The following is a 20,381-nucleotide window of genomic DNA, read 5'->3' on the forward strand; positions in this document are numbered from 1 at the left end:
GCCGGTGCGGTTCCTTTTCGACGGGAGCGCGGAAGTACACCCTACTTATGGCAAAAACCCGGCAGCTTGGTATAATGAAAGGTGCGGCGGTGCGCAAAAAGCTTATAGCGCCAGCAACACTCCAAGCTTGGCGGGAATTTGAGGGAACTTTCATTCGGTAAATATTCAGGGAGGCTCTCATGCGAGAATCAGTGATTTATCAAAGTATTCTGCGGGAAGGGTTTGAAATAGGATTTCAACAAGGACTGCTGGAAGCGCAAGCCCATTTGCTAAAAGTGATCCAGCACCAGCTGACGCACCGGCTAGGTGGGCTGGAACCTGAATTCGAGGAGCGTCTGGCGCGGCTATCGATTTCTCAGTTAAGGGATTTTGCGGAAGATTTGCTGGATTTCTCTAGTGTGGCGGATTTAGTCTCTTGGTTGAAGGCGCGTGAAAGTTAACTCAGGAATTGGGCGGGCAATAATATAGCAGTAGCCACTTATTTTAAGACGTAGGACAGGCGTCTCGCCTGTCCCCCCCACCGGCTAAAAAGGCTTTCCTTGCAAAAGCGCAGTATCCGAGGGGGTGGTAAGTGCCGGCAACCACCGGCATCTCTGAGACACAGCGACACATATTCATCAACTCGCCGCCACACCGCCGGCGCTCTCCCGCGCCCGTTTCTGGGATGTGCCGGTGCAACCGCAATCAAAGAGACACAGCGAAACCTATCAATCAACCCGCCCCAAAAATCCGCCGCCAAAACCCGCCGGCTAATCCATGCGTGCGGTTCAAAAATCCGCCAACCGCCCACAACCGCACCACACCATCCCGACTCCCCGACGCCAGAATTTTGCCATCTGGGGAGAAGGCGACGCTCCACACCGAATACCCATGTCCAGAAAGTTGTCGCAGTTGTCTCCCTGTTGCCAGATCCCACAGTTGCACGGTACGATCCTGACTCCCCGACGCCAGTATTTTGCCATCTGGGGAGAAGGCGACGCTCCACACCGAATACCCATGTCCAGAAAGTTGTCGCAGTTGTCTCCCTGTTGCCAGATCCCACAGTTGCACGGTACGATCCTGACTCCCCGACGCCAGTATTTTGCCATCTGGGGAGAAAGCGACGCTCATCACCCAATACTTATGTCCATAAAGCTGTCGCAGTTCTCTCCCTGTTGCCACATCCCACAGTCACACGGTATCATCCCTACTCCCCGACGCCAGAATTTTGCCATCTGGGGAGAAGGCGACGCTTTCCACCGAATTCCCATGTCTGGAAAGCCGTCGCAGTGTTCCCCCTGTTGCCACATCCCACAGTAACACGGTATTATCACCCTCACCCCCCGACGCCAGAATTTTGCCATCTGGGGAGAAGGCGACGCTGATCACGAAATGATCATCTTCAGAAAACCCTTGCAGCATACTCCCTGTTGCCACATCCCACAGTAACACGAAAGACTTCTTATGCGCCGACGCCAGAATTTTGCCATCTGGGGAGAAGGCGACGCTGCTCACCCCACGACTCCGTTCAGAAAGCTGTGGCAGTTTTCTCCCTGTTGCCACATCCCACAGTCCCATGCTTTTATAATCCCCCGACGCCAGAATTTTGCCATCTGGGGAGAAGGCGACGCTGCTCACCGAATTCTCATGTCCAGAAAGCTGTCGCAGTTCTCTCCCTGTTGCCACATCCCACAGTCTCACGGTATCATTTACTGCCCAAAAAGTATCGACGATCACCGACGCCAGAATTTTGCCATCTGGGGAGAAGGCGACGCTGTTCACTGTGCCAAGAAGATCTCCAGAAAGCTGTCGCAGTTCACTCCCTGTTGCGACATCCCACAGTCGCACGGTTTCATCCGAGTTCCCCGACGCCAGAATTTTGCCATCTGGGGAGAAGGCGACGCTGTTCACCGAACTCCCATGTCCAGAAAGCTGTCGCAGTTCACTCCCTGTTGCCACATCCCACAGTCGCACGGTTTTATCCGAGCTCCCCGACGCCAGAATTTTGCCATCTGGGGAGAAGGCGACGCTTTCCACCGAATTCTCATGTCCAGAAAGCTGTCGCAGTTCTCTCCCTGTTGCGGCATCCCACAGTTGCACGGTTTTCCCACTCCTCGACGCCAGAATTTTGCCATCTGGGGAGAAGGCGACGCTGTACACCGAATCCTTATGTCCAGAAAGCTGTTGCAGTTGTCTCCCTGTTGCCACATCCCACAGTCGCACGGTATTATCCCGACTCCCCGACGCCAGAATTTTGCCATTTGGGGAGAAGGCGACGCTGTTCACCGAATTCTCATGTCCAGAAAGCTGTCGCAGGAATTTCCCGGTGCGCAAATCCCACAAATAGATATCTCGCGCCCCACCCAATGCTAGCAGAGTTCCATCGGGACTCAAAGCACCGAAATTCGCCGGACAGTCTATCTCCCACAGCGCCTCGCCACTGCTCATATTAAACAGTGCCGCGCCGCCAGTCGCACACATTAGCACCAACTGCTGATTCAGGGGAATCACATTCTTAATCAATCCGCGCCCCAGTCGCCGCACCATCCCCTGCTGCGCCAGTTGTGGCAAAATAAAATTGCCCCGCAATCCAGCTACAGGAGGTAGCTCAAATGCCGGCGGTGATAAGCGAACTGTTGGCGGAAGCACTGCCGGCGGTGATAAGCGAACTGTTGGCGGAAGCACTGCCGGCGCGGGGGGTGGAACTGCCGGCGCGGGGGATGGAACTGCCGGCGCGGGGGATGGAACTGCCGGTGCAAACCCCGCCGAATTCCACCATTCCCGCACGCTTTTGGGGCGCTTGTCTCTATCTAGCGGCAAAGCTGCTGCGACTAAACTCCGCCAAGGTTCTTCCAAACCTGCCGGTTGCCAGCTGTCTCCCAACTGTCGGCGTTTGGCGGGTTCTGGAAGCGCACCCGCCAGCATTTCGTGCAGCACCATCCCCAGCTCAAAAATATCGCTTTCCGCCCCTATCCGCTGGGAGTTAATCAGTTCTGGCGGCGCATAGGCAGGTGATAGAGCGCGGGTGCTCCAAGTCGCACTGGTTCCCAGCTTCGCCGCCCCAAAATCGATTAACACCACTTGACCTTTTGGCGTTACCAGGATATTCTCCGGTTTGATGTCCAAATGGTACACTTCCTCTTCGTGAACCGCCTCTAAGGCACCCACGAGCGCTTCCATTATTTCTCGCACGCGCTGGGGGGGCAATTTTTTTGCCGGTTGGGCGTATAACTCTTGCCGCAGGGTGCCACCTTCCAGCAGTTCCATCACCAGATAGGCGGTGCCTCTTTCCTCAATTAAGTCATACACCCGCACGATGTTGGGGTGGTTGAGTTTTGCCAAAATGCGCCCTTCCCGCACGAACCGCGTCAACCATTTGTCAAACATGTCTTTATGGTTGTGCGCCACAGAAATTGTAAAATTTTCAGGGAGGCGCTGGCAAGAGTCGCGGGGGTAGAATTCTTTGATGGCCACCGATCGAGTTAAACCAGTCTGGTGGGCGCGGTAAGTAATGCCAAACCCGCCCCGCCCCAAAGCGTATTCTATCTGGAAGTCGTTCCCGCGCAGCCAAGTGCCCGGGGGCAGGATGTCCCGCATCAGCACCGGCAAGTAGGTGTTACAGTTAGGGCAGTATTGGGTATTGAGCGGGAGTCCGTCTTGATGGCAGTTGAGACAGCGCATGGGTTCCGGCGGTAGAGCTTTGCACCGATTATACAACAGATGTGCCGGTTCCGGTAGAGGGTTGGTTAAAATTGCGCTCTGCGCCCACCGGCAATACAGCGGGCGGGGGGATGCCGGTGCCGGTGGGCTTTGTTTGATGAGCCGGAAATTCTATGCGCCAGACTTTCTATTCCGGAGATGAGTCCTTTCCTGCAATTACATAACAGATGTGCCGGTGGGGCTTGCAAGCCGGCAGTTGGGAATCGCCACGCGCCGGCCACAAATCTCACCCTTATATGCCGGCACCTTTTCCACCACCTACATCCTAACACAAGTGCGGCGCATTGTGTTTTTTTGTTAAGATTTTGTGAGAATTGGGGATGGGTTCCCCTGGGAGGGGAACCCACCCTACGTTCATCGAAAACCGCGCACATTTCGAGAGTCTCGCTCTTCTCTTAGCCCGCGAAGGCGGGCTTCGTCTGTATAGCCGCGATTTCCAATCGCCAGGAACCTAGCTAATCGCGGAGGAACTAGCTGTAAGTCTAACCCCTCACGCATTCGCCAACAGTCTCTTTCCAATCGCCAGGAACCTAGCAAAACGCGCAAGCCCCAAACTTTGACCTTATATGTCGGCACATTTTCCACCACCTACACCCTAACACAAGTGCGGCGCATTTTGTGTGTTTTTTTGTTAAATTTTTATGAGAATTGGGGGGTGGGTTTCCTTTTCTTGTCCCCCCCTCTCCCTTCATGGGAGAGGGGGGTTAGGGGGGTGAGGGTGAGTGCAGGCGTTGGGTGCGGGGGTGAGGGGAAAAATCTTATCTTGCCACCGGCACCCTTTGCCCTAAAATTGAAAAGTGAGGCGCGTCCCCCCCTGGAGAACGCACCCCACAGATATGCTCACAACTGATCTATGCTGAAACTCGAACACAGACACAAAGGCCACACTATTCGCGAGCTCCGGGAAGGCCGGCTGCAGGTTGTCGATCCCTACGGAGACACCGCCGGCCAAGTTTTCCACACCTTTGAGCGAGCGCTGCAATATATCGAAAAGCACGGAAAATCCGCAGAGGAACTCATCCCCCTAGTCTTCAAGCGCAAGAAAGGCTGGAAATACGCCAACCCCCAAACCGGCGTGCTGCGAGACATTAAAATAGGCGACCAGTGCGTTCACTTCATGCCCAATAGCACAGTTTACGAAACGATACTTGAAGAGGGCGAACCTTGCGCAGAAGAGCAAAAAATCCTCTTCCCCGACGATCCTTCCTTAGAGTATTGGCGGGTTTCCGTATTTGAGCGAGAGCGCACCCCCTATACCGACCTGCTGGGCTGGCTGGAAGTTGAAGTATTGAATCCCTGCCTGCCCAATAAAAATCAGGCCAAGAAGTTCGCCATAAAATACTGTCAGGCAACCGGCGTGGCGCTGGCGCGTCACCTGCCGCCCAATCTTCTTTTTCTAGATGAGCTATTAGCCGAAGAAGAAGAAGACGGAGATGAGCCGGCAGCTGTTGAATATTTATAACGGCAGCCGGTAGGGAGCCAGCCGGCACGTTCTGATATCATGTCAGGTGGCACTGTTTTTGTATGCGAGGTCGGGGCGGGTTTATTCATCTTCTGCTCTCTGCCAGAAATATCTTGGCAGAACCCGCCCCTACAAGGCTATGTATACAAAACCGATGCAAGCGGACATGATATGACTTACTCAAGCCGGCGCTACCGGTTGCGCTCCTGGTTAACGCCCTCAATCTTCCTCTCAAAATAGTCCTCCTGATACTTCAATTGTCTGGCAATTTCCAGCCCCTTCTGAAAAGCAGCCAGCGCTTGAGGGTAAGCTTTCCGCTCCACATTGAGCGTGCCAATTAAATCGTAAGTATTCATCAAACCGTAAAAGTCCGAACCTCGCTGCTGCACCACCAGCAGCGCTTGATACACCTGCAAAGCTTCCTGCTTCTTGTCCTGCTCCTGGTAAAGTGCGCCCAATTTTTGCAGCGCCTCACCGGCACGCGCAAACTGCTGCAGCGCCCACGCCAGCGCATAAGCTTCCTGATAGTATTGAGCCGCCATAACAAGCCGGCCAAGCCCCTCACAACTTTCCCCCATCGCTATCTTCAGCGCCGCCACCGGCACCGGATCTTGCGCCGCGCGATAGCGGTTCAGGAGCTTTTCCCGCACCCCCAAAGCCTGCTGGTACTCCTTAATCTTGTCGTAAAGAAAAGCCAGATTTTCCAAATAAACCCCCTCATTCAAATTGTCCTGCTGCGTGCGATTGCTTTTCTTCTGATTGAGAGCCAGCAATTCCTCATAAGTCGCAGCAGCCTCCGCGTAAGATAGCCCGCCGAAATGCAGTTGCGCAAGCGCAGTCAGCGTCGCCTCTAGCGCCGGCATATCTTCCGAAGCTCGCGCCGCCGCTAAAATTTTCTCGTAAATCCCCACAGCTTGCTCTCGCGCCGCCACCTCCACAAAAGCCGCCCCCAGCGCTTCCAGCAACTTCGGATCTGCCGGCACTTTTCCCCCCACCTCCGCCTCCAGCTGAATCGCTTGCAGGCGCTGCGCAATCAGCTGCATCTCCGTCGTTTGACTTTTCTCCCTGGCAATCTTCGCCACCCTTGTCAGCGCTCCCACCTCCGCCAAAGAGCCAAAAAACCGGCGCAATCGCAACTCCCGATTCCAAGTATTGAACGCCTGCAGCGTCTTTCCCGCTTGCAGCAGCGCCGCCGCCTCAGCGTTGAGCTGATCGAGAGCGGGAGCGAGCGCCTCCAGCTCCGCAGGGGTGAGCTCCCGCTCTTCCCGCATTTCCGGCAAAAGCGGATCGGGCTTTGTAAACTCCAGCGGTTCGAGAAACTCCTGCGGCGGCTGGGAGGAGTTGCTTTCCTGTGCGATCGCACCGGCAGACAGCAACAGCACCGTGCCGGTGAGCGCAACACCCAGGCAAATACTTGACAAAGGGATTTTCTTGTGCATCTGAACTTTCTTTCCTCCAGCTGTTAGTTACATGTTTGCAGCCAAAGTGCCTGCTACATTGGAAACCAGGTAGTCTTGTGGGTTTTCAAGTGACAAACGGTAGTAATCGCTATGCTGGCACAGGTGGCGTGCTAGTGACGCTGTTTCAAAAAAAGACGCCCTCAATGTCTCGCCGGTTCGTTCCAATGCTAGCAGCGTGCGCCTTCGCCCTGTTGAGTCTGCTCACTGGCTGCGGTAATGCCCAAGTGACACTGGAGCAAGGGATTGCGCCGGCAGTCGAGCGAGGGATTGAGCGGGCGGCGGGAGCCGGTGAGCCGGCACCCTCAGAGCCGGCGGCAGCGGACTCAGGGATGCTGGCAGCAGACAAGCGGATCTTTCTCGACGTTTCCCTAGAATTTCTCGACGAGTACCTGCTGCCGAAAATGACCTTTGAAGAAACGCCCGTAGGCGGACTGTCAGCGATCGCATACGACCGGCAGCGCGATCGCTTCTACGCCCTTTCCGACGACCCCAGCGCCTTCGCGCCGGCGCGGTTCTACACCCTGCGCCTGAACCTCGATTCCAAGGACACCGGCAGCATTGGCATCAAGAACGTCTCTGTGGAAGGCGTGACCCCCCTAACTGCCGAGGATGGCCAGCCCTATGCCAGAAACACCATCAATCCCGAAGGTTTGGCCTTCGCCGCGCCGAACACAGTCTTTGTCGCCAGCGAAGGAGTCTCCAGCGCCGGCATCCCTCCGTTTGTGAATGAGTTTGACTTGAGTACCGGTCAGTGGCGCAAGAGTTTGCCAATCCCGCAGCGCTATTTGCCCGACGCCGCTGGATCTGAGCAGCACAGGGGGGTGCAAAACAATCTCGGGTTTGAGTCCCTGACCCTGAATCCGGGCGGCGCTGGCGAGCCTTTGCGCGTGTTTACCGCCACAGAGGCACCGCTGCTCCAGGACACGGACCCGCCCGACTCAGAACAGCCACCCAAAAACCGGCTGCTGCACTATTTGACCAGCTTGACCGGCGATCCGCCGGTGCTGATTGCAGAACACCTCTACCCGATGGACACACCGCCGAAGTGGTCAATTGCCAGTGGCTTGACCGACTTAATGGTACTGGATGGCGGGGGCCATTTCCTGAGTTTGGAGCGCTCCCTGGGGTTCTTGGGATACGGCGCTCGGATTTTTCAAGTGGCCACCGGCGGGGCCACAGACACCTCAGCCATTGCCAGCCTCAAGGGCGAGGTCAAAGGAATTGAGCCGGTGCGCAAGAAGTTGCTGCTCAACTTAGCTTCCCTCGGCGTAACCTTGGACAACCTAGAGGGGATGACGCTTGGCCCTCGCTTGCCCGATGGCACCCAGAGCTTGCTCCTGGTGAGCGACAACAATTTCGAGGAGGAGCAACCGACGCAGTTCCTGCTGTTTCGCCTGAAGAAAGGGCGGTGATTGAGGGAGCTGTATTTTCCATGAAATCCGGTTGATTACTTTTGTAATTACCTCATCCTTTTCACCCCTCAACCCCAACACCGAATCCCTCACCCCCAAACCCCTCACCCCCAAACCCCTCACCCCCTCTCCCACAGGGGAAGAGGGGGAAATACATGATGGCTGAGCCGCTGGTATCTCTCTCCCTCTTTCTTTTTGGCGATATTTCACGGGGGCGGTTTATTCCCAACCTGAATCAAAAGCCGGCAAAAATTAGAAGTATTTAACCGAAATTGATCTCAGGGGTGCGTGTGGGGACAGACGGCTTTTTTGTTTGGCGGCGATGTTGAAGCCGCTGCCCCTTAAAATAATGGGGATCGTTCCCACTCACCGGCAGCAGATTCAACCCATGACCCATTCCTCTGATATCGCCACCCTGGCTCGCTGGATGGCATCTGACTTCAGCAACCAAGCGCAAGCGTTTGAAAATCCGCCATTTTTTGCCCACATTCGGGTTTGCATGCGCCCTTTGCCCCTAGAGGTCCTGGGTGGGGTGAGTTTGTACCTGGAGCAGGCGTATGATTATATGCTAGATCAGCCGTACCGGACGCGAGTCTTGAAATTGGTGCCCGCCGGCGATCGCATTGAGATAGAAAATTACGCGCTTAAGGACGAACAAAAGTTTTACGGCGCTTCACGAGATCCCGTGCGCCTGCAAGGGATAACCGCAGACCTGCTGGAAAAATTGCCGGGCTGCACCTTTATAACCCAGTGGACTGGGCGCAGTTTCAAAGGCGAGGTAGAGCCCGGTAAGGGCTGCATGGTGGTGCGCAAAGGCAAATCCACCTATCTCGACAGCTTTTTTGAGATAGACGAGAATAAGTTTACCAGCCACGACCGGGGGCGGGACCCAGAAACCGACGAACATGTCTGGGGCGCACTGGCGGGCCCATTTGAATTTGTCCGAGTGGCCAGTTTCGCCGGCGAAGTGCCGGTGAGCGGGTAGTGGGGGGACTGGGCGCAGGGCACAGGGCACAGGGCACAGGGCATGGGGCATTGGGCATCATCGCATTGGTTCGCCTTTCCCCTTGCCACGCTCCATCTCCCATTCCCCCTGCTAGCTCAATATGTCACAAGGTACACAAACCTGATACATTAACCGAGTGTTGGCAAGCAAGTTCATTAATTTATGAAAGTCCTGGTTATTGGCGGTGATGGCTACTGCGGTTGGGCAACCGCACTCTATCTTTCTAACCGAGGTTACGAAGTCGGCATCTTAGATAGCTTGGTGCGGCGTCACTGGGATTTGGAACTTTGTGTCGAAACCCTGACCCCAATTGCGCCAATCCAGCAACGCCTCCAGCGCTGGAAGGATTTGACCGGCAAATCCATAGAACTGTTCATTGGGGACATTACCAACTACGCCTTCCTGAGCAAGGCGCTGCACAAGTTTGAGCCACAGGCGATTGTCCACTTCGGCGAGCAGCGCTCCGCTCCTTTCTCTATGATTGACCGCGAACACGCCGTGCTCACCCAGGTGAATAACGTCGTGGGGACCCTGAATCTGCTATACGCCATGCGGGAAGATTTCCCAGATTGCCACTTGGTCAAGCTGGGGACGATGGGAGAGTACGGCACCCCCAACATTGATATTGAAGAGGGCTACATCACCATCGAGCACAACGGGCGCAAGGACACCCTGCCCTATCCCAAGCAACCCGGCAGTTTCTATCACGCCAGTAAAGTCCACGACAGCACCAACATTCATCTAGCTTGCCGCATTTGGGGCCTGCGGGCTACCGACCTCAATCAGGGCGTCGTCTACGGCGTGCTGACAGAAGAAACCGGCATGGACGAGCTGTTAATCAACCGGCTGGACTACGACGGCGTGTTTGGCACAGCCCTGAACCGGTTTTGCATCCAGGCCGCCATTGGCCACCCCCTGACGGTGTACGGCAAAGGCGGGCAGACTCGCGGTTTCTTGGATATTCGCGATACGGTGCGCTGCATCGAACTGGCCGTGGCCAACCCAGCAGAACCGGGACAGTTCCGCGTTTTCAACCAGTTCACAGAACAGTTCAGCGTCGGTGACTTGGCAGTGATGGTCAAGAAGGCCGGTATTGCGATGGGCCTCAATGTGGAAATCAATAACATTGACAATCCCAGAGTCGAGAAGGAAGAGCATTATTTAAACGCCAAAAACACCAATCTGCTTGACCTCGGTTTGCAGCCCCACTATCTCTCGGATTCCCTGCTGGATTCCCTGCTGAACTTTGCCATCAAATACCAGCAGCGCGTCGATAACAATCAAATTCTGCCCAAAGTGTCTTGGCGTCGGTAAATCGCAGGAGTTAGTTGGTGTGAGGCTGGTCACTGAACCGTATTTAGCGCAAGTCAGCCGGTGGCCAAAAGCGGGGCGGCATATTTTAGCACAGTTTGACGAAAATTCGGCTGTCGTCTATCAGGCTTTTCGCCCAGCCATTGGTCACTTTGCCGCCTCATATCATGTCCGGCAGCACCGTTTGTGTGCTGAGGGGGGGGCGGGTTTATTGATATTCTGCTCTGTGCCAAAAATATCTTGGCAGAACCCGCCCCTACAGGGCTATGTATACACAACTCATGCTAGCGGACATGATATCACACGGTTATTTCGGCATCTGGCGCGAAAGTGGACCGGCGTGCGATTCAGTTAGGATTGCGTGGGGATGTTTTATCCCGGTACGAGAGAGAGTGGATTGTAAATATCGAGGATCTCTATGAGTTCGTGCGGCAGCAACTACGTTAAAACGGGTGATTGGACAAATTTGCTAACCCCTTTTGAGTCGGTTTATACTGTTGACAATTACGGCCTTGCCAAGAAGCTAGGATTATCGCTTATCTGAAAAGCAGTTTTATGCGAATCGCTCTTTTTACCGAAACTTTTTTGCCCAAAGTTGATGGCATTGTGACGCGCCTGCGCCACACGGTTGAGCACTTGCAGCGTGCCGGCGACCGAGTGCTGGTCTTCGCCCCCGATTACGGATTGCGGGAGTATAAAGGAGCGGAAATATACGGGGTGCCCGGTTCTCCGCTGCCCTGGTATCCGGAGCTGAAGATGGCTTTTCCGCGACCGTCGGTCGGGAGCAAGCTTGAGGAGTTTCAGCCGGATTTGGTTCATGTTGTGAATCCAGCAATTTTGGGTTTGGGGGGAATTTATTACGCGAAGAAGTTTAAGATTCCTCTGGTGGCTTCCTATCACACACATTTACCGCAGTATTTGCAGCACTACGGATTGGCGGTGCTGGAACCGCTGCTGTGGGAGTTGCTGAAAGGGGCGCACAATCAAGCGGAGCTGAATCTTTGCACGTCTACGGCGATGGTGAGAGAATTGCGCTCGCACGGGATTGAGCGGGTGGATTTGTGGCAGCGGGGGGTAGATACGGAGATGTTCCAGCCGCATTTGGCCAGCCGGCAGATGCGCTCGCGCCTGAGCGGCGGGCACCCGGAAAGTCCGTTGCTGCTGTATGTGGGGCGTTTGGGGGCGGAAAAGGAAATTGACCGGATCTTGCCGGTGCTGGAAGCTATCCCCGACGCCCGTCTGGCGCTGGTGGGAGATGGGCCACACCGGCAGGCGCTCGAAGAACACTTTGCCGGTGCGCCGGCACATTTTGCCGGCTACATGCAAGGGCTGGAACTGGCGTCGGCGTATGCTTCTGCTGACGCTTTTATTTTTCCTTCCCGCACAGAAACCCTCGGACTGGTGCTGCTGGAAGCAATGGCGGCGGGGTGTCCGGTGGTGGCGGCGCGATCTGGGGGCATTCCCGACATTGTGACCGATGGGGTGAATGGCTGCCTGTTTGACCCAGCGGATGATGCCGGTGCGAGAAAGGCGACGCTGCGTCTATTGCAGCACCGGCAAGAGCGGGAAACCCTGCGGCAAAATGCCCGCCAGGAAGCTGAGCGCTGGGGGTGGGCGGCGGCGACTCGCCAGTTGCGCCGGTACTATCAAGAGACGATCGCTTCTGTGTCTGTGGGAAGGGCTGCCTAGAAAGCCGGTTTAATCTTACAGTTCGTGTCAATTTCAGAACCCCGATTTCGCAGGGGCGCGTCCCGCCACCATCGATGTCAACTTAAGCTGTGTCCCGTAGTCTCCCGGCGGTTGAAACCGCAGCTATACAGACAAAACCCGCCTGCGCGGGTTTTAAAATTCCCGCTCTTTTCTTAAGTCCGCGAAGGCGGACTTCGTTTGTGTAGCCGCGATTTACAATCGCCAGGAGCTTAAGTTGACACCAGTGGTTCCGCCACGCCCCCTTCTGGGGTTCTGGGCAAAGAGCGGTTGCGCAAACCATTTAGACCTGCTATATAGCAGTTCTAAATCATTTGTGAAATTCTCTCTCCTTTTCTTCCCTTGGCGCTCTTGGCGTCTTGGCGGTTTATTTAAAAAGTAATTTTCACAAATCATCTGAGCTGCAATGAGATGCGCCCCCGCAGCACTGGCTAATGGGGCAGACATCTAGAAACGAGTATTCTTAAAGATACTGGTTTCTGGCAGCCGCCAGGAATTCCAGATGGAGCTTAATTTTTTACAGATATAACATCTTAGCACAAAAGGAAAAAATATGCAAGGGTTTTGCGAAGCGCCCCTGTGCTGCGGGCAGAGCGGGAGATTTCTGGCCATTGAAAATCAATTTGCCGCTCGGTCGCTCGGGAGTTCTGCGAAGCGTCCAATGTTTAGGGCGGGCTCTCTCTCTAGCAGCTTTGCCGGCACTGATAATTATGGATAGTGTTAATTTAGGTGTCAGTCCGATAACCCCCTAAAGTGGCCTATAGATGATCTTAAAAAAGGGTCGCCTCGCTCAGACCTCGCCCGCACTGCTCCTGGCGCGCTGGAAGCTGGCGCGCTCGTTTTCCCGTGGCTAAATGCGCTAACACTCAGTTACAGTGTGCAAAGTATCGCCTTTTGCCTTTCGCCGACAGCCAGCAGACCTCTGCCGAACCGTGGGCCATCACACACCCTGTGAGGGGTTAATCCTATGACATTTTCAGATGCCGGTAGCGTTCTGGCCACACTGACACAAGCCAATCGCATGGGTGCCCTGGCCCATCGCGTCAAGGATCTGCCAGTGACAGAATTTGTCTGCCTGCTCGACTTTATCACAGCTGAATTCCAGCAGTTTCTCCGGGCGATTGACCTGATCAACAACGAAGCTCTGGAAACCATGCTGGAGCAGCTGCTGGACGCTTTCACCCTAAAAATTGGCCAAATCCTCCAGGCGGAGCGGACGGCCATCTTTCTGGTGGACGCGGAAAAACGCCAGCTGTGGTCGAAACTCACCCAAAGCCAGACCGGCAACCCCATCGAAATCCGCATCCCCCTGCACATTGGCATCCTCGGTCAGGTGGCCACCACGGGCCAGAGTTTGAATATTTGCGACGCGACGGCGGACCCGCTGTTTAACAAAGAAGTGGACTCTCATCCGGGCTACCAAACCCGCAACCTGCTGTGCATCCCGATTTTCAGCAACAAAAACCCCACCCAGGTGGTGGCGGTGGTGCAGCTGTTAAATAAGGCCGGTGATGTCCCGTTCAGCAGCTCGGATGAGGAGCAATTCAGCGAGTTTGCCAACGCGATTGGCATTCTGCTGGAAAGCTGCCAGTCGTTCTATGTGGCAGCTCGCAACCAGCGGGGGGTTTCCGCGCTGCTGAAGGCGACCTCTTCTCTCGGGCAAAGTCTGGATCTGGAAGCGACGCTGCGCTCGGTGATGGAGCAAGCGCGGGAGCTGATGCAGGCAGATCGCAGCACCCTGTTTTTGCTGAAGAAAGACAGCAATGAACTGTGGACGAAGGTGGCGAAAGCGGATGGCAAAACCCTGATGGAAATTCGCATTCCCGCCAATAAAGGCATTGCAGGCTATGTGGCTTCCACCGGCCAGACGCTGAACATTCCCGACGCCTATCAAGACCCTCGCTTTGACCCGACGACAGACAGCCGCACCGGCTACCGCACCCGCAACATCTTGTGTATGGCGGTGTACAACTCGGCAGGGGAATTGATAGGCGTAACCCAGCTGATCAACAAAATTCAGGGCAGCTTCACCAGTTCTGATGAGGCGTTTATGCGGGCGTTCAACACCCAAGCCGGCATCGCCCTGGAAAATGCCCGACTGTTCGAGAGTGTTCTCATCGAGAGGCAGTATCAGAAAGACATCCTGCAAAGTCTCTCCGATGCCGTCATCTCCACCGACATGCAAGGGCGGATTGTCACGATTAATGAAGCCGCTCTGGAGTTGCTCGGCTGCCCAGTGAAAGCGGAAAACGGGCTTCACCGGCACCTGTGGGAGCAGCAGTTTATCGACCGCTACGTCTGGGAGGTGGTGCCGGTGGAAAATCTGCGGTGGCGTCTGCAAGATAGTCTCAGCACAGCTGCCAGGTATTACGTGCCGGAGCAGAGTATAAATGTTGGGCTATACACGCATCCGGCAGATTTGTCAATAGGGTCTGGAGAGGGGAGCGGCACCTACATTCTGGCGATTCCCGACCGGACTAACGCAGAGGTTTACATTCCTTGGAACCGGCTGGAGATCGATGCCAGTGAGGCACACATCCCTATCCAGTTGCGCGCCGATCAAGTCAAGGAAATCGAACGCAGTGTCAATCTCACCATCACCCCCCTGACGAACCCGGAGGGAGGCGTGCGGGGCGGGCTGGTGGTGCTCGAAGACATCAGCCGGGAAAAGCGCATGAAGAATGCCATGTATCGCTATCTGACTCCGGGAGTGGCGGAGCGAGTCATCGCCCTGGGTGAAGACGCCCTGATGGTGGGCGAGCGCAAGGAAGTGACCATCCTGTTTTCTGACATTCGGGGCTACACCACCCTCACCGAAAATCTGGGAGCGTCGGAAGTGGTTTCGCTGCTCAACCAGTATTTTGAGACAATGGTTGAGGCGGTGTTTAACTGCGACGGGACGCTGGATAAATTCATCGGGGACGCCCTGATGGCGGTGTTTGGCGCGCCCCTGCCGGTGCAAGACCACGCCTGGATGGCTGTCAAGTCAGCTTTGGACATGCGCCGCCGGCTGGACAAGTTTAACAGCAAGCGCGTCATTGAAGCCCAGCCCCAAATCCACATTGGCATTGGCATCAGTTCCGGGGAGGTGGTGTCGGGCAACATTGGGTCGCAAAAACGCATGGACTACACCGTGATTGGCGACGGAGTGAACCTGAGTTCCCGCCTGGAAAGTGTCACGAAAGAATATGGCTGCGATATTATTTTGAGCCAGTATACTTATGACCTGTGCGGCGACCGCATCTGGGTGCGCGAGCTAGATAAAATTCGCGTTAAAGGTAAAAACGAAGCGGTCAGCATCTACGAGTTGATTGACCTTCGCCAGAAACCCCTCGACGTCAAGACAGACGAGTTTTTAGACCTGTACAGAAAAGCCCGTGACGCCTATCTGGCCCGGGAGTTTACTGTGGCCATCGCTCGCTTTCAAAAGGCCCTGCAGATTAGGAGAACGGATCGCGCGGTGGCAATCCACATCGAGCGGTGCCAAAATTATCTGAAAAATCCCCCTCCTGAGTCTTGGGATGGGGTGCACACGATGACAACCAAATAATATCTGGTTGGGCATGGGAGATTGGGCGGGGGGCGATGGGGGCGATGGGGGCATTGGCGATGGGGCATGGGTTGGAGTGCGACCTAAAATATATAGCGTTTCTCAGTTGGATGAACTATGGCTCAGAAACCCGGTTTCTTAAAGAAACCGGGTTTCTCAGTACCTCACTAATATGAGAAACGCTATAACACCTAACCCTTAACTCCTAACCCCTGGAAACAGTTTTTATTCTGGTGCGGCTGACAGCGATCGCGCTGTGTCGCGCACAATGTCTAGGGTTGCCTCGATGTCGGCGCGTGCCGTGCGAAAATTTACAATGCAGGCTCGCAAGGCATACCTCCCGCACAAGTTTACGTTTGAGAGGAAGGCGCGTCCGCTGCGCTGCACCGCACGCAAAATTTGTGCGTTCAGCCGGTTGAGTTCCGCATTGATTCCCTCTCGCTCAACCCCATCTGCTGACAGCAGCTTGGCGCGTTTGTCTGGCGGAACGTAGCGAAAGCAGCAGATGCTTAACTCTACCGGCGCGAGCAGTTCAAAATCTTCTGCGGCGCTGACGCATTCGGCAAAATAGTCTGCCAAATCGTTATTTTCTGCAATGGCAGCGCTGATGCGCCGCACTCCATAGTAGCGCAGCATCATCCAAATTTTCAAGGCGCGAAATCGCCGGGAAAGTTCTATTCCGTAATCCCAAAACGCAAAAGATTCCGCCTCTGTTTCTTGCGGGACAATCAGATAGTCTCCCGGAGTGAATGAGAGAGCAGTGCGAACGGCAGGAGCGTCCCGAAACAGGAGGCAGCCGCAATCAACTGGCGTGAAAAGCCACTTGTGCGGGTCGAGGGCAACCGAATCAGCACGCTCAATTCCCTCAAAGAGATGGCGCTTGCGCTCGTCGAGCGCAGCTGGCACACCATAAGCTCCGTCAATGTGAAACCACAGTCCGTATTCTTCTGCAACGCGGGCGATTTCTGCGAGCGGATCGACGGCTCCTGTGCCAACTGTGCCGGCGCTCGCTACAATACAAAAAGGTCGCAATCCATTGCTTAAGTCGGTTTCCAGACATTCGCGCAAGTGCGATATATCTAGGCGGAATTTCGCATCCGATTTCACGATGCGGACGCGATCTCGCCCCAGTCCGAGTACATCCGCCGCCTTGGGAATGGACAAGTGCACTTGGTCGGAAGTGTAGACAGTCATGGGAGTGCCGGCGTCCCACAAACCGTTGCGCGAAACTTTATCTTGGGATTTGACTCGGTGCGCGATCAGGAGCGCATTCAAATTCCCCATTGAACTTCCGCTGGTTAGTAACCCGTGTGCGGAATCGCCATAACCGATGAGTGAGCTTAGCCAGCGCACGACAATTTTTTCAATTTCCGTCGCTGCCGGTGCGGCACGCCAAGAGGTCACGTTTTGGTTGAGCGCGGACGCGATGAGATCTGCGAACACTCCCACAGGATTTGAGGGCGAACCAATGTAACCAAAAAAGCGCGGATGGCCACTGTGCCGGCTGCCGGCAATGATGCACCGGCAGTCTTCCATCAACTTTTCAACCGGCTCACCTTCAGCGGGTAACTCCGCACTAAAACGCTCCGCAAGCTGAGCGGAAGGCGTGTGTTGGAAAACCGGCATTTCCGAAACGTCCGCCAAGTATTCCATCACCAGCGCAACTGATTGCGCCGCCAGGGATTGCATGGCGTCGTCTGTGAGGTCTAGGGAGGAAGGGCGAAGGCTGTGCCGGTGTTCACTATTAACTTCGCCGTGCGAGTCGAGCATATAACTTTCCTTGTTTTCTGGAAATATATCAATCAGTCCCTAAAAAAAATCAGATCCTCTTTCCAGAAAGCGTAGAAACCGGGTTTCTGAAAGAAACCCGGTTTCCGATCCGGCAGTTTCACAACGGAGCGATCAGCCGCAAGCGACTCTGTTCAAATTTTTCTAAAGTCTCTGCTGCTATCTTGTCCGGATCTCGCAAGCTTCCCATTGTATCTCCCCCAAATTTAACACAAACACTTTTGTGGCCGGCGGAGAGACCTTCCTTATAAGCCCGGACAAATTTTTCATGTTCAGCTTGTAGGGAATTTGGCAGAGTCTGGAATACAGACAAGAGTTCTTTCTTCCAGACGACATTCACCAGATAATCGTGATCCCAGGCCATTACCCCACTTAAACTGACTGACTGAACTAGCGACTGGACGTGACCGTGAGTCATCGTGGGGCGAACTTCACAGATATACTCCTGTTTGCTAAAGTTCCCAGTCAGCTTCATCGAAGAGCCCGATGCCCACATCAGTTCAGAAGCCGTTTCCAGCTCAATCTTTGCAGTGTCCAGGTCGCCAGCTCGCACTGCGGCTGCGAGGCGACGAAAGCAGAGAGTTAGACCTTGGGTGAAAACAAAAAACACCCAGTGACCTCTTTTCCATACACGCAGCAGAGCACTGTCAGTATTCGTCAGCGTGTTTGTCCTGAGACTTTCTTCTCCAAAAAGTTGAGAAGCCCCTGATTCGGGGAACGATTGGGGAAGAGGTGCCAGGGATTCAGGGGTTATATCGTTCCTCGAACCAGCACTCCCCACATTGAAAACCCTTGCCAATAGGCTGGCATAACTTTGGAAGCCTGCAGCCACAAGTTTTACATCACCGGGGTCAAACGTCCAGCTTTCGGTCATTTCCAAGAAGCCCAAATACGCTTTCATGACGCTGGCAATGATTAACTTAGCAGGTTCCTTGGCTTTTACATGTTCTACCTCCATGTACTGATTTAATTCTTTGACTTCCTCACAGGTTAGTGGGGTGCCGGTGGCAAATTCTTTGGGCAGAGGAATGGTTTCGAATGGCTCTAGGTGTTGCCAGGCAGCATTAGTCAGGGAAATCGCCTGCGGCAGCGAGTTAACAGTCAAAGTCTGCTGAAACTGTTCTAGTGCTAAACGCACCGAGGCGGCGACAGGCTGGCTCAATTTGTAGCATGGACGCAGTTCTTGTGGTTGCAATAAATAAAGATTTACTTGTTCACTCATCATCAGATTGCTCTGTCTTTTTAGGAGTTGTCAGTCAGTCTGTATTGCCCCACTATAAATTCCCTTAAATCCATATTTAACTCAAGAGGTTTACACTGGACATGGGGCATGGGGCATGGGCATGGGGCATGGGGCATGGGGCATTGGGTTAGCGAGGGCTTCTCTCCTATAACCTAACTCCTAACCCCTATGGGGTATGGGGCATGGGGCATTGGGCATTGGGAATCGGGTGAGCGAGGGCTTCCCTCCTAAAGCTCTTGTGAGACTACTATAAATTTTTAACCGGCAGCTGTGACGTTGGTGCTGGTAATTTTAATATTTTTTTTGTCCCACCGCAAACGAGCCGGTAGGGCTAAAGCCCAACTACAAACCTTTTCAAGGCATTGCCTCCAAAGCGTCGTTCCCAGGCAGAGTCTGCAAGGGGAACACGACCGCCCCCTTTTATAGGGGCGCGTCCCGCCACGTCCCCTCCGGGGGATGGAAAAGCTCACGACTTGTAAGTAGCAACTTGAGTTAAATACGCCAAATTTTTTATTATAACCGCAAACCTTATTTTCTGTCAAGAGTCTAGCTCAAAAGCCCGAGGAGCATCCCCATCGTGCCAACAGTCCTGTACAGATCGCCGAAGCCGACCACAGCATTAGGCCCGCAGGGGGCTGCTCTCGGAATGGCACATTGGGGCGTGGGGATGGTATCATAGCCTGAAGTATTGGACATGGCATTGGGTATTGGGCACCCAGCTGTCGGAGCTATTTTGGCACCAATTGACACCAATTTTTGTTACCGGAAGAAAGCATATTACAAAATCCGTATGAGGGCGGGATTTGTCAAAACCATTCTTTCCGATAAGCTAAAATTTAAGGGAGTGGCGTCCCCGGTGAGCGGTGGGCTGCGGAATATCATATCCTGTTTGGACCGTGGCCATGCGCCAGGGGCCATGCCCTATGCCCGCATTTGGTTTATCCATATCGCCGCAGCCCCGGAAATATCTTGATAAACCCGCCCCCCACACGACAGGAATTGCCCGGGACAAATCGCCAGCTATAGCAGTTCTCAGTTGGATGAACTACGCCTGAGAAGGGTTTCTCAGTACCTCAATGAGAAACGCTATAGTATAAAGTGGTAGTTCGTTGAATCTCTTCAATACTTGAGGCCAAGAGATGAGTTTTTTACTTTCACTTCTCACCGGCTTGATATCCATCTTCATCTTTCTCAACGCTGAGAGAGTGGAGGATGACCGGTCTCGCTTAGCAGTTCGGGCCATTGCCGCACTGATTGGGGCGGTTGCGGTACTCTCCTCCCTTTTTAGGACACTCATTGTTATCCCCGCCGGCAATGTTGGAGTCGTGGACTCCCTGGGAAAGGTTTCCGAGTCCTCTCTCAATCCAGGCGTCCACCTGGTCAATCCGGCGGCTAGAATTGTTAATTTTTCCACCCGCCTAAAAAATGTCCAGGAAACCATAGAAGCCACATCCAAAGAGGGGCTGGCGTTCAATATCAATGTCAGCCTGCAGTACAGGCTACAGCCGCAGAAAGCCGTGTCCGTCTATGAAAATATTGGCACTGACGAGACAGAAATTGTCCTCCCCCGATTTCGCTCAATTGTCCGCGAGGTCACTGCGATCTACCCCGCAGAAGCCATTTACTCTACCAAACGGCAAGAGATAGCCAGCCGCCTCCGCCGGCAGCTGAGCGAACACAAGTGTTGAATCTTAACAATTCGACATAAAAAAAGCGCCCAAAACGTGCTATGATTTGGGCTAC

General features: G+C 54.4%; 17 protein-coding genes. 11 read left to right on the top strand and 6 right to left on the bottom strand.

Features of this window, described 5'->3' with window-relative positions; genetic code table 11:
- The first annotated feature begins 179 nt into the window (after positions 1-179).
- A complete protein-coding gene (locus tag OSC10802_RS41710; protein WP_017719518.1) occupies positions 180-440 on the top strand; it encodes a DUF4351 domain-containing protein in 261 nt (86 codons plus the stop codon).
- Positions 441-483: 43 nt separating this feature from the next.
- Here the strand turns inward: OSC10802_RS41710 and OSC10802_RS50990 are convergent, their stop codons facing one another.
- From OSC10802_RS50990 to OSC10802_RS41715, 3 genes are read right to left on the bottom strand one after another with little or no spacing between them, the layout of a single operon-like run.
- The gene (locus tag OSC10802_RS50990; protein ID WP_155968347.1) at positions 484-678 is read right to left on the bottom strand and encodes a hypothetical protein; all 195 of its coding nucleotides are present in this window, start codon (positions 676-678) and stop codon (positions 484-486) included.
- A gap of 33 nt (positions 679-711) precedes the next feature.
- On the bottom strand, positions 712-1,161 hold the full coding sequence (locus tag OSC10802_RS54815) for a WD40 repeat domain-containing protein (RefSeq protein WP_071593349.1): 450 nt from the start codon (positions 1,159-1,161) through the stop codon (positions 712-714).
- Between the two features lie 9 nt (positions 1,162-1,170).
- Positions 1,171-3,660, bottom strand: coding sequence for a WD40 domain-containing protein (locus tag OSC10802_RS41715; protein WP_017719520.1), 2,490 nt, complete (start codon positions 3,658-3,660; stop codon positions 1,171-1,173).
- Between the two features lie 208 nt (positions 3,661-3,868).
- Between OSC10802_RS41715 and OSC10802_RS55835 the strand changes: the two genes are divergently transcribed.
- The gene (locus OSC10802_RS55835) at positions 3,869-4,000 is read left to right on the top strand and encodes a hypothetical protein (RefSeq protein ID WP_255349170.1); all 132 of its coding nucleotides are present in this window, start codon (positions 3,869-3,871) and stop codon (positions 3,998-4,000) included.
- 552 nt (positions 4,001-4,552) lie between these two features.
- Positions 4,553-5,161, top strand: coding sequence for a hypothetical protein (locus OSC10802_RS0125065; protein ID WP_017719522.1), 609 nt, complete (start codon positions 4,553-4,555; stop codon positions 5,159-5,161).
- A 191-nt stretch (positions 5,162-5,352) separates the two neighbouring features.
- On the opposite strand, the gene OSC10802_RS0125070 is transcribed toward OSC10802_RS0125065, so the two are convergent.
- Positions 5,353-6,600, bottom strand: coding sequence for a tetratricopeptide repeat protein (locus tag OSC10802_RS0125070; protein ID WP_017719523.1), 1,248 nt, complete (start codon positions 6,598-6,600; stop codon positions 5,353-5,355).
- An 89-nt stretch (positions 6,601-6,689) separates the two neighbouring features.
- Here OSC10802_RS0125070 and OSC10802_RS0125075 point away from each other — a divergent pair, with 89 nt between their 5' ends.
- The 7 genes from OSC10802_RS0125075 (at position 6,690) to OSC10802_RS0125105 (ending at position 15,607) form a co-directional block, all read left to right on the top strand.
- Positions 6,690-8,033 carry an esterase-like activity of phytase family protein gene (locus tag OSC10802_RS0125075; protein ID WP_232731751.1) on the top strand — a complete coding sequence of 448 codons (1,344 nt, stop codon included), beginning with the start codon at positions 6,690-6,692 and terminating at the stop codon, positions 8,031-8,033.
- A 31-nt stretch (positions 8,034-8,064) separates the two neighbouring features.
- Positions 8,065-8,199 carry a hypothetical protein gene (locus tag OSC10802_RS55840; RefSeq protein ID WP_255349171.1) on the top strand — a complete coding sequence of 45 codons (135 nt, stop codon included), beginning with the start codon at positions 8,065-8,067 and terminating at the stop codon, positions 8,197-8,199.
- Between the two features lie 222 nt (positions 8,200-8,421).
- On the top strand, positions 8,422-9,018 hold the full coding sequence (locus tag OSC10802_RS0125085; RefSeq protein WP_026098782.1) for a chromophore lyase CpcT/CpeT: 597 nt from the start codon (positions 8,422-8,424) through the stop codon (positions 9,016-9,018).
- Between the two features lie 183 nt (positions 9,019-9,201).
- Positions 9,202-10,353 (top strand): NAD-dependent epimerase/dehydratase family protein, encoded by a 1,152-nt coding sequence (locus OSC10802_RS0125090; protein WP_017719527.1) that lies wholly within the window; start codon positions 9,202-9,204, stop codon positions 10,351-10,353.
- A 306-nt stretch (positions 10,354-10,659) separates the two neighbouring features.
- Entirely contained in the window at positions 10,660-10,797 is a 138-nt protein-coding gene (locus OSC10802_RS56720) for a DUF4291 family protein (protein WP_155968870.1), read from the top strand.
- A gap of 108 nt (positions 10,798-10,905) precedes the next feature.
- The gene (locus OSC10802_RS0125095) at positions 10,906-12,039 is read left to right on the top strand and encodes a glycosyltransferase (protein ID WP_017719528.1); all 1,134 of its coding nucleotides are present in this window, start codon (positions 10,906-10,908) and stop codon (positions 12,037-12,039) included.
- A 985-nt stretch (positions 12,040-13,024) separates the two neighbouring features.
- Positions 13,025-15,607, top strand: a complete 2,583-nt coding sequence (locus tag OSC10802_RS0125105; protein ID WP_017719530.1) for an adenylate/guanylate cyclase domain-containing protein — start codon at positions 13,025-13,027, stop codon at positions 15,605-15,607.
- A gap of 225 nt (positions 15,608-15,832) precedes the next feature.
- On the opposite strand, the gene OSC10802_RS41720 is transcribed toward OSC10802_RS0125105, so the two are convergent.
- Entirely contained in the window at positions 15,833-17,377 is a 1,545-nt protein-coding gene (locus tag OSC10802_RS41720; protein WP_017719531.1) for a pyridoxal phosphate-dependent decarboxylase family protein, read from the bottom strand.
- 118 nt (positions 17,378-17,495) lie between these two features.
- The gene (locus OSC10802_RS53270) at positions 17,496-18,620 is read right to left on the bottom strand and encodes a 3-methyl-L-tyrosine peroxygenase-related protein (protein ID WP_198525187.1); all 1,125 of its coding nucleotides are present in this window, start codon (positions 18,618-18,620) and stop codon (positions 17,496-17,498) included.
- Between the two features lie 1,157 nt (positions 18,621-19,777).
- Between OSC10802_RS53270 and OSC10802_RS41725 the strand changes: the two genes are divergently transcribed.
- Positions 19,778-20,326, top strand: a complete 549-nt coding sequence (locus OSC10802_RS41725) for a prohibitin family protein (protein ID WP_017719535.1) — start codon at positions 19,778-19,780, stop codon at positions 20,324-20,326.
- Positions 20,327-20,381: the final 55 nt, after the last annotated feature.

This window comes from Kamptonema formosum PCC 10802, assembly GCF_000332335.1.
In the GTDB taxonomy this organism is placed as follows: Bacteria; Cyanobacteriota; Cyanobacteriia; order Cyanobacteriales; family Oscillatoriaceae; genus Oscillatoria.

Bases quoted from the DNA above. Each gene is read 5' to 3' on its own strand.
- OSC10802_RS0125095 (WP_017719528.1), top strand. From the start codon at position 10,906: ATGCGAATCGCTCTTTTTACCGAAACTTTTTTGCCCAAAGTTGATGGC.
- OSC10802_RS41720 (WP_017719531.1), bottom strand. From the start codon at position 17,377: ATGCTCGACTCGCACGGCGAAGTTAATAGTGAACACCGGCACAGCCTT.
- OSC10802_RS53270 (WP_198525187.1), bottom strand. From the start codon at position 18,620: ATGATGAGTGAACAAGTAAATCTTTATTTATTGCAACCACAAGAACTG.
- OSC10802_RS0125085 (WP_026098782.1), top strand. From the start codon at position 8,422: ATGACCCATTCCTCTGATATCGCCACCCTGGCTCGCTGGATGGCATCT.
- OSC10802_RS41725 (WP_017719535.1), top strand. From the start codon at position 19,778: ATGAGTTTTTTACTTTCACTTCTCACCGGCTTGATATCCATCTTCATC.
- OSC10802_RS0125065 (WP_017719522.1), top strand. From the start codon at position 4,553: ATGCTGAAACTCGAACACAGACACAAAGGCCACACTATTCGCGAGCTC.
- OSC10802_RS0125090 (WP_017719527.1), top strand. From the start codon at position 9,202: ATGAAAGTCCTGGTTATTGGCGGTGATGGCTACTGCGGTTGGGCAACC.
- OSC10802_RS41710 (WP_017719518.1), top strand. From the start codon at position 180: ATGCGAGAATCAGTGATTTATCAAAGTATTCTGCGGGAAGGGTTTGAA.
- OSC10802_RS41715 (WP_017719520.1), bottom strand. From the start codon at position 3,660: ATGCGCTGTCTCAACTGCCATCAAGACGGACTCCCGCTCAATACCCAA.
- OSC10802_RS0125105 (WP_017719530.1), top strand. From the start codon at position 13,025: ATGACATTTTCAGATGCCGGTAGCGTTCTGGCCACACTGACACAAGCC.
- OSC10802_RS0125070 (WP_017719523.1), bottom strand. From the start codon at position 6,600: ATGCACAAGAAAATCCCTTTGTCAAGTATTTGCCTGGGTGTTGCGCTC.